This window comes from Flavobacterium sp. (genome assembly GCF_031363805.1).
Lineage (GTDB): Bacteria > Bacteroidota > Bacteroidia > Flavobacteriales > Flavobacteriaceae > Flavobacterium.
Genome location: NZ_JANLVD010000088.1, coordinates 1 through 14,860 on the forward strand (window position 1 = coordinate 1; position 14,860 = coordinate 14,860).

Genomic DNA, 14,860 nt, shown 5'->3' on the forward strand with positions numbered 1-14,860 from the left:
ATATCGTTAAATTTTAATTCGCCATTCACATTTGGTTTTGAACTGTTTCCAGTAATTTTAAAATTACCATTCAGAAAACCAGTACTTTCAGTTAAATTTCCCATGGTGAAACCTTGAATGCTTTTCAAATTTAGTTTATCAATGTCTAAATACATATCCAAATTGCTAGTGCTGGCTTTATAAGTTCCGTTAAGATTAACTTGATTTTCTTGACCTGTTATTTCAACTTTGGCGTTATAGGTATTCGCAATTTGATTGTCTACTTTAATATTGATGTTTCCTAAGGTATCTTTTTTGAATGTAAAGTTTTCAATATTTAAATCGGATGTAAATAATGGTGTTTTCTGTAAATTTTTGATCAATGCATTTCCATTAATTTTCCCGCCAATTTCCAAAGTGCTTTTTTGAGCAATATTAGTAATGGTTTCTATTTCAAAATCTTTAAAATCGATTGCTAACGGCGCATTTGGTTTTTCAGATTCCGATTGAATTTTGATACTATTTCCAGATTTGCTCAATTCGAAATTATTGGCATAAATTCCGTTTTTGCCAAAACGAAGTAGATTTTCTTCCGATAAATTCCACGCTTCATAATTCAATAATAAATTCTTTGGATCCAAATTAATTTCGGAATTTCCGTTGGCTGTTTTAAAAGTTCCGGCAATTAAATATCGTTCCACATCTTTCAAATCTTTTAGTTGCAAAGTATAATCGATGGTATTGTTCTCAACTTTTCCAAAAATTAAAGTGTGTGGCAATTGTAGCTGCGGATTTTCAATATGATCGACCAATAGATTATAAGTCAAAGCGTTGTCTTTTGTTTCAATGGCTACAACAGCATTTGAAATAGTGTTAGTTCCGTATATTAATTTAGGAATCTTACCATTTAAAACGATACTGTCATTTTCAGAATTGTACCTTCCAGAAATAGCAATTGGCTCCAAACTCTTTAATTCAGGAAGCAGTTTGAAAAGAATTGGATTGCTTTTTACATCAATATTAAAAGCAAGTTGTTGGTTTTCTACAATAGATTTTTTTGATTTTGGATTGTTATTGTAATATTTTGAAATAGAGTTGGATAATGCATTTCCAATTTTGGATAATTTATATTTGCCTAAAATTTGAGCATTTAAAAACTGCGATTTTAGACTTATAGCATTTTTTTCTGATGTCGAAACCGCTACCACATTTATGGAATCTAGTACAAATTCTTCTTTGGCGTTTGCAATAGTGAAATTATGAGCAGATACTTCTCCGTTTAAAAAATCCAAATCAGCAGTTTGAATATCGGCATCAATTTCGCCTCGCAATTTGAGCGGACCCGCATGCAAGTTTAGTTTATTTAAATCGGCGATATCAACATTTAATTTTAATTTTCCTGAAGGATATTTGTCACGAAAACTTCCATTGGATATTAAATCGAAAGTTAAATTCGGATCTTTTGCATTCACGTTCGCGTCAAATTTACTATTGGCAATTTTACCTTTTAAATTCAAATTTCTGTAATTGTAATTATTAAAATTTGCTTTTAAAATGCTTCCATTTATTGTTGCATTGGCTGTTTTTGGATTTAAACCTGTACCATTAACGCTGGCTTTTAAAGAAACTTTGCCAACAGCACTATTTTTGATTAGTTTTCCTAAATCAAAATTATCGAATTCTGTTTGCGCAATATATCTTTCTCTATTCTTTTTTCGTTGGTCAAAAGAAGCTTTTATTTTTGCATTTCCAAAGCTACTAACAATGTTCAAATTGGTATTGAAATTGTTTATTTTACCTTTAAAAGTGCCTTTTGTAGCAAAACTTGATGGCAATTGAATAGTGTTAGGAATGGTTCCTTTTGGGACAAAATTGTTAATGTCTTTTGAAGTGGATTGGATATTATTGATTTTTAAATCGAAATAAGCATTTTTTGCATCAGGTAAACCTATAATTTTTCCACTCGCTACAATTTTTGTTTTGCCAATGCCACTAATTTCTAAATTTGGTATCGAAATGTTTTTTAGTTTACCAAAAATTCTTGTGTTTATTAGCATTATGGCATTTGGATTGCTTTTAAATGGATTTGTTTTGGCTAATGTTGGTACAAAAAGTAAGACATCTTTAAAACCCAATTTACTATTTTTTAAATTTGCTTTAATAATCAATTCGCCTAGTTTTTCATTTAAAGAAGCGATTGATGGATAAGCAATCATAATTTCGTCTTTAACCAAAGTTTGCGGCGTTTTTAAATATAAATCCTTTAAAAAAGCGCCTTTATCACTATAATAAAAATTGGTTTTGAATGACTGAATATCTACACCGCTTTTTTCAATGGCTTTTAATGAACTAATGTTCCCTGAGATAAATTCTGTATTGTAATTGATATTTTCCGCATATAAATTTAAATTTTTAATGTCTAAATGCTTATAATCAATGCCTTTTTTAACTGCAACAGCATTTTCATCATCCAATTTAAAATTTACTTTTTTGATGGAAGTATTTTTTAACTTAATTTTCCAATCGTTGCTATTTGCAGTAGGAGGAGAGCTCGTTTTTTTTGATGGAATATTGTTTAATTTTCCAAATGCCAATACGCCATCAGTTTCAGACAATTCAAAATTTTCAATATCCAATAACTGATTTTGTAAATCAATTTTATTTAATTGTAAAAAAAGTTTTTTTAAATTTATTGAAGTATTTAGTTTTGAATTTTCGTTTAAGTAAACTACATTTATATTTAATACTTCTATTTGATCCAACTGTAGCTTCAATTGATTTTTTTCTGCTTTAACTTCAACTTCTTCTTTAATTTCTGTCAAAGTCTCAACCAAATCTTGTTTTAATTTTAAGTTTAATCCATCAATTTTTGTTTTAGGAACTTCAAAATTTAGATTATTTAAATCAAATGTTTTTATGTTGGTATCAAAATGATTCAATTTGACGGCTATGTCATTTTTAGAAATTGCATCAGAATAATTAAATTTAATGTTGTCAAGATTCACTTTATCGATTGAAAATTCCATTGGTGGAGCTTCATCTTTTGGCTTTTTTGGAGATGCAAAAGCTTTTATAATGTAATCGAAGTTGAAAATTCCATTTTCATTTTTAGAAATATTGGCAACAATTCCTTTTAAATCAATAGAATTAATTTCTACTTTGTTATTCATTAATTCAAACAAACTAATATCTACAGCCAATTTTTCCCCTGCTAAAAGTGTATCTTTTTGTTGATCTTCAAAATAAACGCCTTCCAAAATGACTTTTTTGGGAAGACCAATTTCAATTTTAGTTATAGAAACTTTGGTTTTAATTTTGCCTTCCAAATAGGTGATTGCTTTATTTTTTGCAATATTTTGAACATAAGGAATTTGCAGAGATATAGCCAATAATAAAAATATTCCAATGATTGAAACTATAATCCATAGGAATATTTTGAGGGCTTTCTTTAAATATTTTTTCAAAAGTAATAGCTTTTAGGGAATTAATTCATTTACACTTAAAATGAAAATGCTAAACAAAGATGAAAAATATTATAAGGATTTTATTTATATAATTATTAGATAATGTTTTAAAATTTTAGTTATTTCGATCCAATTTATTATTGCTAATTGTAGAATTTACTATTCCAAATTACAGAACTGAAATTTTTTCCTTTCCAAAAACTATAATATAAAAAGATTGCGCAATAAGATTTAAAAACAAATAAGAAAGATATGAATTTAACCAAATTTAGGTTTTCTGGACCAAATTTTGAAACTGGTAAAATCATTGTTGTCAAAATACTTACTAAAATCATTGCCACTATTGAATTCATCAAATTTTTAAAAGGAAGCATTAAAAATTTTCTAAACGGACTCAAATCATTTCCCCATTTGTGTATAAAATAATAATAGTTATTTCCAATTGGAGCAAAAAGTAATGGATCGTCAGCATTTTTTAGTTTAAAAAGTTTGGCTGGTGCCATAATTTTAAAACCATTAAGTTGAGTATTGTGCGCTTTTTCTAAATTTTTTATTTTTGAAATGGCTTCCTCGGGTATGTTATTTTTGAAAAGATTGCTATCTAAAAATCGTAATCTATAATCTACGCATATAGATTTTATAGCAGAAATATGAAAAATTTTATCAGATTCTAATAATTCAAAATCAAAATCATTGGAGTTGGCATCAGCACCAGATTTTATTTTTGATTTAATTTCCTCACGCAAAGAATTATCATTTTCAAATAAAGCTTTTACTTGCTGAATTATTTGATCTTGATCGGAAATTTTAATTTGTCTACTTTGAAGTTTCTCTTGGATATTAATTTTTTCAAACATCATAATGCAATCATTTAGATTATAAAATTAATAATTAAATGATTGCATAACAATGAATTTAGCAAGTTTAACAGTTGTTCAGCACAGATTTATCTCAAAGTAGCTCCAAGTTCGTTCTGAAAATTATTTGTTAATTTAGACATTACTTTTTCTATTTGAGAATCTGTCAATGTCTTTGAATTGTCTTGTAATATAAAACTCAAAGCATATGATTTTTTTCCTGTTGGAATATTTTTGCCATCATAGACATCAAATAAATCAACTTTTTTGAGTAACGATTTTTCCGTTTTTTTCGCTATTTCAAACAGTTGAGAGAACTCAACTGAATTGTCAATTAATAGCGCCAAATCACGTCGTACCTCTGGAAATTTAGGGATTTCGGTATATTTGATATTGTTTGAAATTTGTTTTAAAATAGCATTCCAATTAAAATCTGCATAGAAAACTTCTTGTTTGATATCAAAATATTTTAAAATACTTTTTTTAACTGTTCCAAATTCTACCAATGTTGAATTTCCCATTTCGTACACCATTCCTTCAGCAAAAACATCTGTTTTTAAGGGTGTTGCAATAATTTTTTCTAGCCCAATTTTATTTAAAATTCCTAATACATATCCTTTAAATAGAAAGAAATCTGATGGTTTTTGATTTGTAGTCCAAGTTTCAGCTGTCTTATTTCCTGTCATAAATAGAGTCAAATGGCTATTTTCTTGGTTACCAGATAATAATTTATGATATGTTTTTCCGAATTCAAACAATCTCAAATCATTATTTTTTCTATTAATGTTAAACGAAACTGCTTCCAAACCAGAAAACAACAATGATTGTCTCATGACAGATAAATCATTGCTCAAAGGATTTAGGATCGAAACATTATTGGTTTCGTTTAAATTTTCGCTTAACGCCACATAATTAGGTGTAGTTAGTGAGTTTGCCATCATTTCATTAAAGCCATTCGCAGTTAGCAAATTGGCAATAATATTTTGAATTTTATAGTCTTCTGTACGAGATGAATTTGAAATGGAAGCGTTTAATTTTTGAGTAAACTCAATATTATTGTAACCATATATCCTTAAAATTTCTTCGATAACATCAATCTCTCTTGTAACATCTACTCTGTATGATGGAATAATTAGACCCAAGCCTACTTTCGAAATACTATTGACTTTTATATCAAGCGAGACTAAAATATTTTTTATGACATCGGCAGAAATTTCTTGGCCAATAAGTTTGGTAACATTTTGTAAGTTTAAAAATACCTGAAAATCTTCCACTTTTTTCGGATAAATATCCACCAAATCAGATGTTATTTTTCCTCCAGAAACTTCACAAATTAGAATAGCAGCTCTTTTTAAAGCATATTCAGTAATATTTACATCAATTCCACGCTCAAATCTAAATGAAGCATCGGAATTTATAGCATGTCTTTTTGCTGTTTTTCTTACAGAAACAGCATTAAAATAGGCGCTTTCAAGAAATATTGCACTGGTTTTTTCGCTAACTCCAGAATTCTTTCCGCCCATAACACCTGCAATACAAAGAGGTCCATTTTCATCAGAAATCATTATATCTTCGCTACTCAATGTGCGTTCTACATCATCTAGGGTTATAAATTTTGTTCCTTCAGTTGCATTTTTAACTATAATTTTTCCATGAATTTTTGAAGCGTCAAAAGCGTGAAGCGGTTGTCCCAATTCATGTAATACATAATTTGTAACATCTACAACATTATTTTTAGGAGAAATTCCAATGGCTTTTAATCTGTTTTGAAGCCAAGCTGGCGATGGTGCAATTTTTATATCCGAAATGGTAACACCGCAATATCTTGGCACAAGTTTTTGATCTTCGACATTCACATCAATTTTAAGCGTTCGTTTTTCAATTTTAAATTTTGAAACCGATGGTGTAATCAATTCAATATTGGTTCCATTTTGCAACATTCCAGCTCTTAAATCGCGAGCTGTTCCCCAATGACTCATGGCATCGGCACGGTTTGGAGTTAATCCTATTTCAAAAACTTCATCATTCTCGATATTAAAAACAGTTGATGCTGGAGTTCCTGGTTCCAATTTTGAATCAAGAATCATAATGCCATCGTGACTGTTTCCAAGTCCAAGTTCGTCTTCGGCACAAATCATTCCATGGCTTTCTTCTCCACGAATTTTACCTTTTTTTATTTCAAATGGCTTGCCTTCTTTGTCATACAAAATTGTTCCAATAGTAGCAACAGGCACTTTTTGACCTTCTGCAACGTTGCTAGCTCCACAAACTATTTGCAAAGTTGTTTGATTGCCAACATTTACAGTAGTAATTTTTAATTTATCAGCGTTTGGATGTTGAATACAAGATAGAACATGACCCACTACAATACCTTCCAATCCACCTTTTACAGATTGGTATTTATCAACTCCTTCTACTTCAAGACCCAAATCGGTCAACATGGAAGCAGTTTTTTCAGAATCCCAATCCGTTTTTATAAATTGTTTTAACCAGTTGTATGATATTTTCATTTTAAATAAATATAAGCTTGCAAAGATAGTAAATGGCTTTGCAGCATGAAATTTTTAGTATGTTTTTTATTATTGATTTATAGAATTTCTTCTATATTTTTCTTGATTGTTTCAGAAATTTTCGTGGTTGGTAAGTCATTTTCATCTTCGCCAAAAGGGTCTTCAATTTCTTCGGCAATAAGCTCTAAACTTGCTAGCACATAAAAAATGAAAACTACTACTGGAATGGTATAATAGCCTAAGCTAAAAACGTAACCTAACGGCAATGACATGACGTAGAAAAAAATAAATTTTTTTAGAAAAACACTGTATGAATATGGAATTGGCGTATTTTTTATACGTTCGCAACCACCACAAATATCTGTGAAAGATGTTAATTCTGGATTTAAATAAATTAATTGTTCGGCAGAAATTTTGTTGTCTAAATGTAATTCATTTATTTTTTTGAATAGCAGTTTAATGACTTGGTTTGGTTTGTGAACTTTATTTTTTACATCTACATTATATTCATCAAATAATTCGTGACTGATATTTTGATTTTTAAGATGTAAATTTAAAACATGAGCATAATATGGAATTATTTTTTTAAAAAAAAGTTTATCTTCTTTTTCAGTTAATATCGACGAAAGTTTAAGGGCAATATTTCTGCTGTTGTTTACTAAGCTTCCCCAGAGTTTTCTACCTTCCCACCATCGGTCATAAGCTGTGTTTGTTCTAAAAACTAACAATAATGAAATCACGAAACCCAACATTCCGTGCATAACAGTAATGTTTTTTAGGTGGCTGCTTTCAGAGAGTTTAAAAATCACTAATTCTAAATAAGCAATAATAAAAGTGTAAATTCCTATTCCAATAATTAATGGAAAAAGTTTTCTTAATGTATCAGATTTATGAAATCTAAATATGAAACTGAACCATTCCTTAGGATTATATGAAATCATATTTATCCAATTCTAGTTAACTCAATTTTTTCTGGAGCGTGGAGAACCATTGGAAACTTTTCGATTTTTACAGAACTACTGTCGAGACCAAAAGCCTGTTCTTCGGATAATGAGAATTTCTTAATAAAGAAATAGGTATTCATGACCAGTTTTTCATGCCAATGCATAAAGCTGTCATTTGACAAGAATTTTTCTGAAAGTACAAATTTGAAATCACCTATTATATTATTTTTACTTAAAGATTCATATCTGCTGGTAATATCAACTTCTCCTTTGCTCACCATATCTTTGATAACTTCTTTAAACATTAAATTAATTTTTGTAGCTTCTCTAAAGCCTAAATTAAAATCTATTCTATAAATATCATCTTTGATAATTTCGTTTACTTTATATTCTTTTTTATAAGGCTCATTCATTATATTAACGTGAATAAACCAATACAAATCGGCTCTTTTTGGGCGTTTTTGTAAAATAGAATACATCACTTTTTCTTCAATTTCATCAACTCTATTGGCATTGGTCATGTAGACTAAGTGTGTTGCATATTTTGGTATCGATAAATCTACACTCAATTCTGCAAGAACTTTTTTGTAACTGTCAATTTTTACAATTTTAGTATAATTTTTGCTGATTTTTTTGGCCATAAACCAAATAGACATTACAAATATTAGTATGGATGCAATAACTATTGTCACATAACCACCATGTGGAAATTTATCCAAATTGGCTATCAAGAAGCTAATTTCAATAACCAAATACAATAAAATTAAAGGTAAAATTATAAATAATGAAACCCTTTTGATAATCATAAAATAGGTAAGTAAAATGGTTGTCATAATCATACAAAGTACAATGGCCAAACCGTATGCAGCTTCCATATTACTAGATTCTTCAAAGTGCAATACAATACCTATACAACCTAAAAGTAACAACCAATTTATGGATGGGATATAAATTTGTCCTTTCTGATCTGTAGGATATTTGATTTGTACTTTGGGCCAAAAATTTAATCTCATGGCTTCATTTATCAAAGTAAATGAGCCACTAATTAATGCTTGAGATGCTATAACTGCTGCCATAGTTGCAATTACAATTCCGTAAGGCTGAAACCAATCTGCCATGATTAAATAAAACGGGTTTCCGTTATTGGCATTTATACTTTGTAATGTAAGGCCTTCGTGCTTGATTAAGTACGCGCCTTGTCCAAAATAGTTTAGAACAAGTGCTAATTTCACAAAAATCCAACTCACTCTGATGTTTTTACGTCCACAATGTCCCATGTCAGAGTACAATGCTTCTGCTCCGGTAGTACATAGAAAAACAAAACCTAATACATAAAATCCTTCTGGATGAACTATTAATAATCTGTAGGCATAGTATGGATTGATAGCTTTTAATACATCAACGTTTTGAAAAATTTGGAGGGCTCCTAAAACGCCCAACATTCCAAACCAAATCATCATCATTGGTGCAAAAAATTTACCTACCAATTTAGTTCCGAATTGTTGTATAGTAAATAGAAAAATTAAAATACCTATTACAATTGGTACCGTATTTATATCTGGATAATAAGTTCTAATTCCTTCTACAGCCGAGGCTACAGATATTGGAGGCGTTATAATTCCGTCTGCTAGAAGTGCGCTTCCGCCAATAATTGCTGGAACAATAAGCCATTTTACTTTGGTACGTTTTACTAATGCATATAGCGCAAAAATTCCACCTTCGCCATGATTGTCTGCAGAAAGTGTTATCAACACATACTTTATAGTGGTTTGTAATGTTAATGTCCAAAAAATAGCCGAAATTCCTCCCAAAACTACGTCTGTGTTAATGGCATAGGAACCAATAATTGATTTCATTACATACAATGGGGAAGTTCCAATATCCCCAAAAATAATTCCTAATGTTACAAGTATTCCGCCAAGTGAAAGTTTACTGTGAAGTTCGTGGCTGTGAGATGCGCTCATATATTATGCTTAAATAATTGCCAAAAATAATTTTTTTTAATTTAATTAAAGTATTTTTTGAAGGAATTTATAAATATTTTTTATAAAAAGAGTAATTTAGACTTTTAATAATTTGAAAATGAAAAAATATTTTTTTTTAATTCCATTGTTTTTCTTGTTCTATAATTGTTTATCGGATAAAAATATTATTATTAATCACAAAATTACCAAAATATCAATAGATACTTTACTAAGTGAAAAAATGAGTTGTCGTGCCATTTTAATTGATAAAAATAAAGTTTGGTATGCAGCAAATAATGGAAATTATGGTTATGTATCTCTTGATTCAATGCCACATTTTAAAGGATTGATAGCTAAGGAAGAATTGAAATTAGAATTTAGAAGTATCGCCCAAACTTCAAAGTATATTTTTATAATGTCCATTGGAAATCCTGCGTTGCTATATCGAATTTCAAAAGATAATTCTGAAGTGAAATTGGTTTATCAAGAAAACAATGCAAAAGTTTTTTACGATAGCATGCAATTTTTGAATGATGACGAAGGTTTTGCCGTTGGCGATCCAACTGAAAATTGTCCATCGTTTATCAAAACTACAAATGGCGGAGAGAGCTGGCAAAAAATACCTTGCGAAGATTTGCCGAAATTTGCTGAAGGTGAAGCCTTTTTTGCCACCAGTAATACTAATTTGATTCTTAAAGATGATTCAATGTGGATGGCTTCGGGTGGCATAAAATCCAAAATATACAGGTCACTTGACAAAGGAAAAACTTGGGAAATATTTGAAACACCAATTGTTCAAGGTGGATCTATGACTGGAATTTTCACAGCAGATTTTTACGATCAAGAAAACGGATTCATTACTGGAGGGAATTATCAAATACCAAATTTAAATTCAAAAAATAAAGCCATCACGTCAAATGGTGGTAAAACTTGGAATTTAATAGATGACAATCGTGCATTTGGCTATGCTTCATGTGTGCAATATTTTCCAAAAAGTGGTGGTAAGTCTATAATTGTTTTGGCGAATGCAGGAATTTTTTATTACCGACAAAAAGATAAAAAGTGGAAAAAATTGTCTAACGAAAGTGATTTATACACGATTAGATTTATCGATGAAAAAACGGCAGTCGCAGCTGGAAAAAATAAAATTTTAAAAATTACTTTCAAATAGTTTTCATTTTATTGGTTTTGATTTCGTTTCCGATTTTTTATTTGTTGCATAAGTTTGCTTTTAAAATCATCTTCTAACTGTTTTAGTTGTAATATTTTTTGTGGACTTATTACACCTTTCAGATTTTTGACGAATTGTTTTCTATTATTTTGTAAGTTGGCTTCAATTAATTCAGATTCTTCTAAAAGTTTATCCATTTCATTGCTAGAAACGCTGGCAGCATTTTGTGGTTTCAATTTAAACATGACCAATTTATTTTGCTTGCGCAATTCCAATTGTTCCTCATCAAATTTATTAAAAATAGGCCAAAATTTTTGAGCTTCCTCGGGGCTTAAATCCAATTTTGTAGATATAAAAGCAACTCTAAGTGCTTTGATACGCTCCATTTTTTTATCATTTTGAGCAAATGCAAAAGTGGAAATAAAAATAAGTAAAAGAGTTATAATTTTTTTCATAATAATATGTTTATTGTAAATATTCTTGAGCATATTGAGCTGTTTCAGGATCTAATAAATTTAGAGATTCTTCAATTTTATTAAGATCTTCATCTGTCAAATGCTCTGCAATTTCATCTGTTGTAATTGAACTTTCAAATGCCAATAAATATTCCTCATTTATTGTTAATTCATTTCTTAAGAAATTCAAATACATGCCAACACTAATAGCAATTAAAAATAAAGCTGCAATTGCCGAGAACCAAAATTTTCTTTTTGCTATTAATGGAATTACTTTAACTTCTGTATTTGGAAGTTTTAGCATCATTTTAGATTCAAAATCATCAAAATATCCTTCTGGAATTTTAAATCCCGATGCTATTTTTTCGTTATTTTCTAAATCAAATTCTTTCATATTCATAAGACTAATTTTATCCTAAAAGGTTTAATTGCTTTTCAAAAAAACCTCAATTTTTTTTACTGCATGAAAATACGAAGCTTTGAGTGCGCCAACTGATGTTTCTGTAATTTCTGCAATTTGTTCATATTTTAACTCTTCAAAATATTTCATCTTGAAAACTAATTGTTGTTTGTCTGGTAAAATAGCAATGGCTTTTTGCAATTTTAATTGAATTTCATTTCCATCAAACCACACATCGGTTTCCAAATTATTAAGGGTTTTTTGCTGAATTTCTTCGTTAGAAATTCCTTGTTTTTTTGAACGCTGTTGCATGAAAGTTAATGCTTCGTTGGTAGCAATTCTATAAATCCATGAGAACAATTTGCTGTCGCCTTTAAAATTTTTAAGATTTTGGAATATTTTCACAAATGTATTTTGCAAAACATCATCCACATCATCATGGTTTAAAACCATATTCCTAATATGATTATACAATGGTTTTTGATACAATTGCAGGAGTTTTCTAAACGCTTCATTTTGCATTTTCGGATTTAATAATTCTTCGATAAAAGCTTTTTCGTCCTGCAAAATTGGCTTTGTTTTATAGTAAGACTAAAGATATTGAAAAAGGTTTAATTTAAAGTTTATTTTTTTCATTTGAAGCAAACCAACTTTGTACCTTTGTCGTTCTGAAATTTAAAAACTATGATTCAAACTGTTATTTTCGATATGGATGGTGTAATTGTTGATACAGAACCTATTCATCATTATGCATTCAGACAGCATTTTTCTGCATTAAATATTAATGTTTCTCCAGAAATGTATGCTTCCTTTACTGGAAACTCAACTAAAAATGTGTATCAAAGATTAAAAGATAACTTTAATATTTCTAATGAAATTGAGGAATTAGTCAATACAAAAAGAGAATTATACAACGATGCTTTCGATAAAAAAGAGGACTTGTTTTTACTTGATGGAGTTGAAAATTTAATTCAAGATTTGTATCTGAATAACATACAACTTATTTTGGCATCGTCATCATCAAAAGTAACTATCAAAAGAATTTTTGATCGATTCAATCTGCATCAATATTTCACTCATATTGTTTCTGGTGAAGATTTTCCAAAATCAAAACCACATCCTGCTATTTTTGAGCATGCAGCTTCATTATCTTTTGCTCCAAAAGAAAATTGTATTGTTATTGAAGACAGCACAAATGGTATTAAAGCCGCAAAAGATGCTGGTATTTTTTGTGTTGGATATGATAGTTTTAATTCGAAACTACAAGATTATTCCTTGGCAGATATAGTAATCAATGATTTCAGCCAATTGAATTTTAAAATTATTTCTAAATTAAAAACCTAGATTTCACTATTTGGATAGTAAAATCTAGGCTTGTATATTTTGAAAACTAGTTCCTAATTATTCAACATAACTGGCATAACCAACATAGTTACAGTTTCACCTTCGTCAAGGCCATCAACTGGCGTTAAAATTCCTGCGCGATTCGGCATAGACATTTCAAGCATAATCATGTCCGATTGCAAGTTGCCCAACATTTCTAATAAAAATCTTGAGTTGAAGCCTATTTGCATATCATCACCTTGATAATCGCAAGTCAAACGTTCTTCTGCTTTGTTGGAATAATCGATATCTTCCGCAGAAATATTCAATTCTGCACCCGCAATTTTAAGTCTAATTTGATGCGTAGTTTTATTTGAAAATATGGCTACACGACGCACAGAACTTAAAAATTGTGTTCTATCAATCATTAATTTGTTTGGATTTTCTTTTGGGATAACTGCTTCATAATTAGGATACTTTCCATCAATTAATCTACAAGTTAAAATATAATTATCGAATGAAAATGTGGCGTTCGAATCATTGTATTCAATAGTAACATCTTCATTTGTGCCACCCAATATTCCTTTTAAAATATTCAATGGTTTTCTTGGCATGATAAAATCTGCTACTTGCGAAGCTTTTACATCTGTACGAGAATATTTTACCAATTTGTGTGCATCAGTGGCTACAAAAATTAAACCTTCTGGGGAAAACTGAAAGAAAACACCAGACATCACCGGACGCAAATCATCGTTTCCAGCGGCAAAAATAGTTTTGCTTACGGCAGTAGATAGTACTTCGGCTGGAACTACAGTTTTGGATGGTTCTTCCAAATTTACCGATTTTGGAAATTCTTCTCCAGGTGCATAAGCCAAAGCATATTTTCCAGATTGAGAACTTATCTCTATGGTACTATTTTCTTCAACAGTAAATGTTAAAGGTTGTTCTGGAAATGTCTTTAGTATTTCTAATAACAGTTTTGCTGGTACAGCAACGCTTCCTTCACTCGTAGAATCTATTGTTAGTGCGGCTGACATGGTAGTTTCCAAATCTGAGGCAGAAACTATCAACTCACTTTTTTTAAGTTCAAATAAGAAATTATCTAAAATAGGCAGCGTATTACTACTATTAATAACGCTTCCTAAAACTTGTAATTGTTTTAGTAAATAGGAACTGGATACTATAAACTTCATCATTTTTGTCTTTAATTGTTAATTTTACGTTGAAGTAAAATTTTATATGTTGCAAATATATTGTAAACTAACGGGTTTTTAAAACATTTTTATCAACAACTACTTGCCAAATTGCCTTTTTCTTAAATACATAACAGTAAAACCAAAGAACAGCAGTAAAAGTAGTGGAAGTCCCAGTGTTATGATTTGTATGAAGGTATAATTTTCATATACTTTTTCTTTGTCAAGCAATGGCAAATCAACTTCTTTGCTTCGAATGTTGATAAGTCCATTTTCATCCAACAAATAATTCACGCAGTTTAATAAAAATTCTTTGTTTGCATAAACTTGATTTGTCCATTTATCAAAACCCAATTCAAGTGGTTGCCCATTTTCATCCAATAGATTTTTTATAATATCGCCATCAGAAACCACAATCATTTTAGAAAATTTGCCTTTGGGTTTAAATGATTTATCTTGAAAAGCCAAAACCCTATTTTCATAAACAGACGAAAATTTACCTTCCAAAAGTATACTCATTGGAATATTTCCCGGAATATATTCTTCGATATTTGGTTTTTCGTTTACCAATTTCAAATTAATTTCGACTGGAGTTCCTAC

11 protein-coding genes and 1 pseudogene are annotated in these 14,860 nt (G+C 29.7%); 2 read left to right on the plus strand and 10 right to left on the minus strand.

Annotated elements, in window-relative coordinates; genetic code table 11:
* The 5 genes from RMN92_RS04875 to RMN92_RS04895 all read right to left on the minus strand — a co-directional run.
* Positions 1 to 3,443, minus strand: a 3,443-nt coding sequence (locus tag RMN92_RS04875; RefSeq protein WP_309608343.1) for a translocation/assembly module TamB, incomplete at its 3' end; no start/stop codon positions are given.
* A 143-nt stretch (positions 3,444 to 3,586) separates the two neighbouring features.
* Positions 3,587 to 4,303, minus strand: a complete 717-nt coding sequence (locus tag RMN92_RS04880) for a hypothetical protein (protein ID WP_309608344.1) — start codon at positions 4,301 to 4,303, stop codon at positions 3,587 to 3,589.
* Between the two features lie 86 nt (positions 4,304 to 4,389).
* Complete coding sequence (pheT, locus tag RMN92_RS04885) at positions 4,390 to 6,810, minus strand: phenylalanine--tRNA ligase subunit beta (protein ID WP_309608345.1); 2,421 nt, start codon at positions 6,808 to 6,810, stop codon at positions 4,390 to 4,392.
* A gap of 77 nt (positions 6,811 to 6,887) precedes the next feature.
* Positions 6,888 to 7,751, minus strand: a complete 864-nt coding sequence (locus RMN92_RS04890) for a bestrophin family ion channel (RefSeq protein ID WP_309608346.1) — start codon at positions 7,749 to 7,751, stop codon at positions 6,888 to 6,890.
* 2 nt (positions 7,752 to 7,753) lie between these two features.
* The gene (locus RMN92_RS04895; RefSeq protein ID WP_309608347.1) at positions 7,754 to 9,718 is read right to left on the minus strand and encodes a KUP/HAK/KT family potassium transporter; all 1,965 of its coding nucleotides are present in this window, start codon (positions 9,716 to 9,718) and stop codon (positions 7,754 to 7,756) included.
* A gap of 118 nt (positions 9,719 to 9,836) precedes the next feature.
* Here RMN92_RS04895 and RMN92_RS04900 point away from each other — a divergent pair, with 118 nt between their 5' ends.
* Positions 9,837 to 10,889, plus strand: a complete 1,053-nt coding sequence (locus RMN92_RS04900; protein WP_309608348.1) for an oxidoreductase — start codon at positions 9,837 to 9,839, stop codon at positions 10,887 to 10,889.
* 8 nt (positions 10,890 to 10,897) lie between these two features.
* Here RMN92_RS04900 and RMN92_RS04905 read toward each other — a convergent pair whose 3' ends face one another.
* From RMN92_RS04905 to RMN92_RS04915, 3 genes are read right to left on the minus strand one after another with little or no spacing between them, the layout of a single operon-like run.
* Positions 10,898 to 11,344 (minus strand): sensor of ECF-type sigma factor, encoded by a 447-nt coding sequence (locus tag RMN92_RS04905; protein WP_309608349.1) that lies wholly within the window; start codon positions 11,342 to 11,344, stop codon positions 10,898 to 10,900.
* Positions 11,345 to 11,354: 10 nt separating this feature from the next.
* A complete protein-coding gene (locus RMN92_RS04910) occupies positions 11,355 to 11,744 on the minus strand; it encodes a hypothetical protein (protein ID WP_309608350.1) in 390 nt (129 codons plus the stop codon).
* 24 nt (positions 11,745 to 11,768) lie between these two features.
* Positions 11,769 to 12,311, minus strand: a complete 543-nt coding sequence (locus tag RMN92_RS04915) for a sigma-70 family RNA polymerase sigma factor (protein ID WP_309608351.1) — start codon at positions 12,309 to 12,311, stop codon at positions 11,769 to 11,771.
* Positions 12,312 to 12,428: 117 nt separating this feature from the next.
* Here RMN92_RS04915 and RMN92_RS04920 point away from each other — a divergent pair, with 117 nt between their 5' ends.
* Positions 12,429 to 13,088, plus strand: a complete 660-nt coding sequence (locus RMN92_RS04920) for an HAD family hydrolase (protein WP_309608352.1) — start codon at positions 12,429 to 12,431, stop codon at positions 13,086 to 13,088.
* 53 nt (positions 13,089 to 13,141) lie between these two features.
* Here RMN92_RS04920 and dnaN read toward each other — a convergent pair whose 3' ends face one another.
* Together dnaN and RMN92_RS04930 are read right to left on the minus strand one after the other, a co-directional pair.
* The gene (gene dnaN, locus RMN92_RS04925; RefSeq protein ID WP_309608353.1) at positions 13,142 to 14,260 is read right to left on the minus strand and encodes a DNA polymerase III subunit beta; all 1,119 of its coding nucleotides are present in this window, start codon (positions 14,258 to 14,260) and stop codon (positions 13,142 to 13,144) included.
* 99 nt (positions 14,261 to 14,359) lie between these two features.
* Positions 14,360 to 14,860: pseudogene (locus tag RMN92_RS04930) on the minus strand (gliding motility-associated ABC transporter substrate-binding protein GldG); the annotation flags it as partial.

Coding starts and splice junctions, on each gene's coding strand:
- RMN92_RS04920 (WP_309608352.1), top strand. CDS start 12,429: ATGATTCAAACTGTTATTTTCGATATGGATGGTGTAATTGTTGATACA.
- RMN92_RS04910 (WP_309608350.1), bottom strand. CDS start 11,744: ATGAATATGAAAGAATTTGATTTAGAAAATAACGAAAAAATAGCATCG.
- RMN92_RS04890 (WP_309608346.1), bottom strand. CDS start 7,751: ATGATTTCATATAATCCTAAGGAATGGTTCAGTTTCATATTTAGATTT.
- dnaN (WP_309608353.1), bottom strand. CDS start 14,260: ATGAAGTTTATAGTATCCAGTTCCTATTTACTAAAACAATTACAAGTT.
- RMN92_RS04895 (WP_309608347.1), bottom strand. CDS start 9,718: ATGAGCGCATCTCACAGCCACGAACTTCACAGTAAACTTTCACTTGGC.
- RMN92_RS04900 (WP_309608348.1), top strand. CDS start 9,837: ATGAAAAAATATTTTTTTTTAATTCCATTGTTTTTCTTGTTCTATAAT.
- RMN92_RS04905 (WP_309608349.1), bottom strand. CDS start 11,344: ATGAAAAAAATTATAACTCTTTTACTTATTTTTATTTCCACTTTTGCA.
- RMN92_RS04880 (WP_309608344.1), bottom strand. CDS start 4,303: ATGATGTTTGAAAAAATTAATATCCAAGAGAAACTTCAAAGTAGACAA.
- pheT (WP_309608345.1), bottom strand. CDS start 6,810: ATGAAAATATCATACAACTGGTTAAAACAATTTATAAAAACGGATTGG.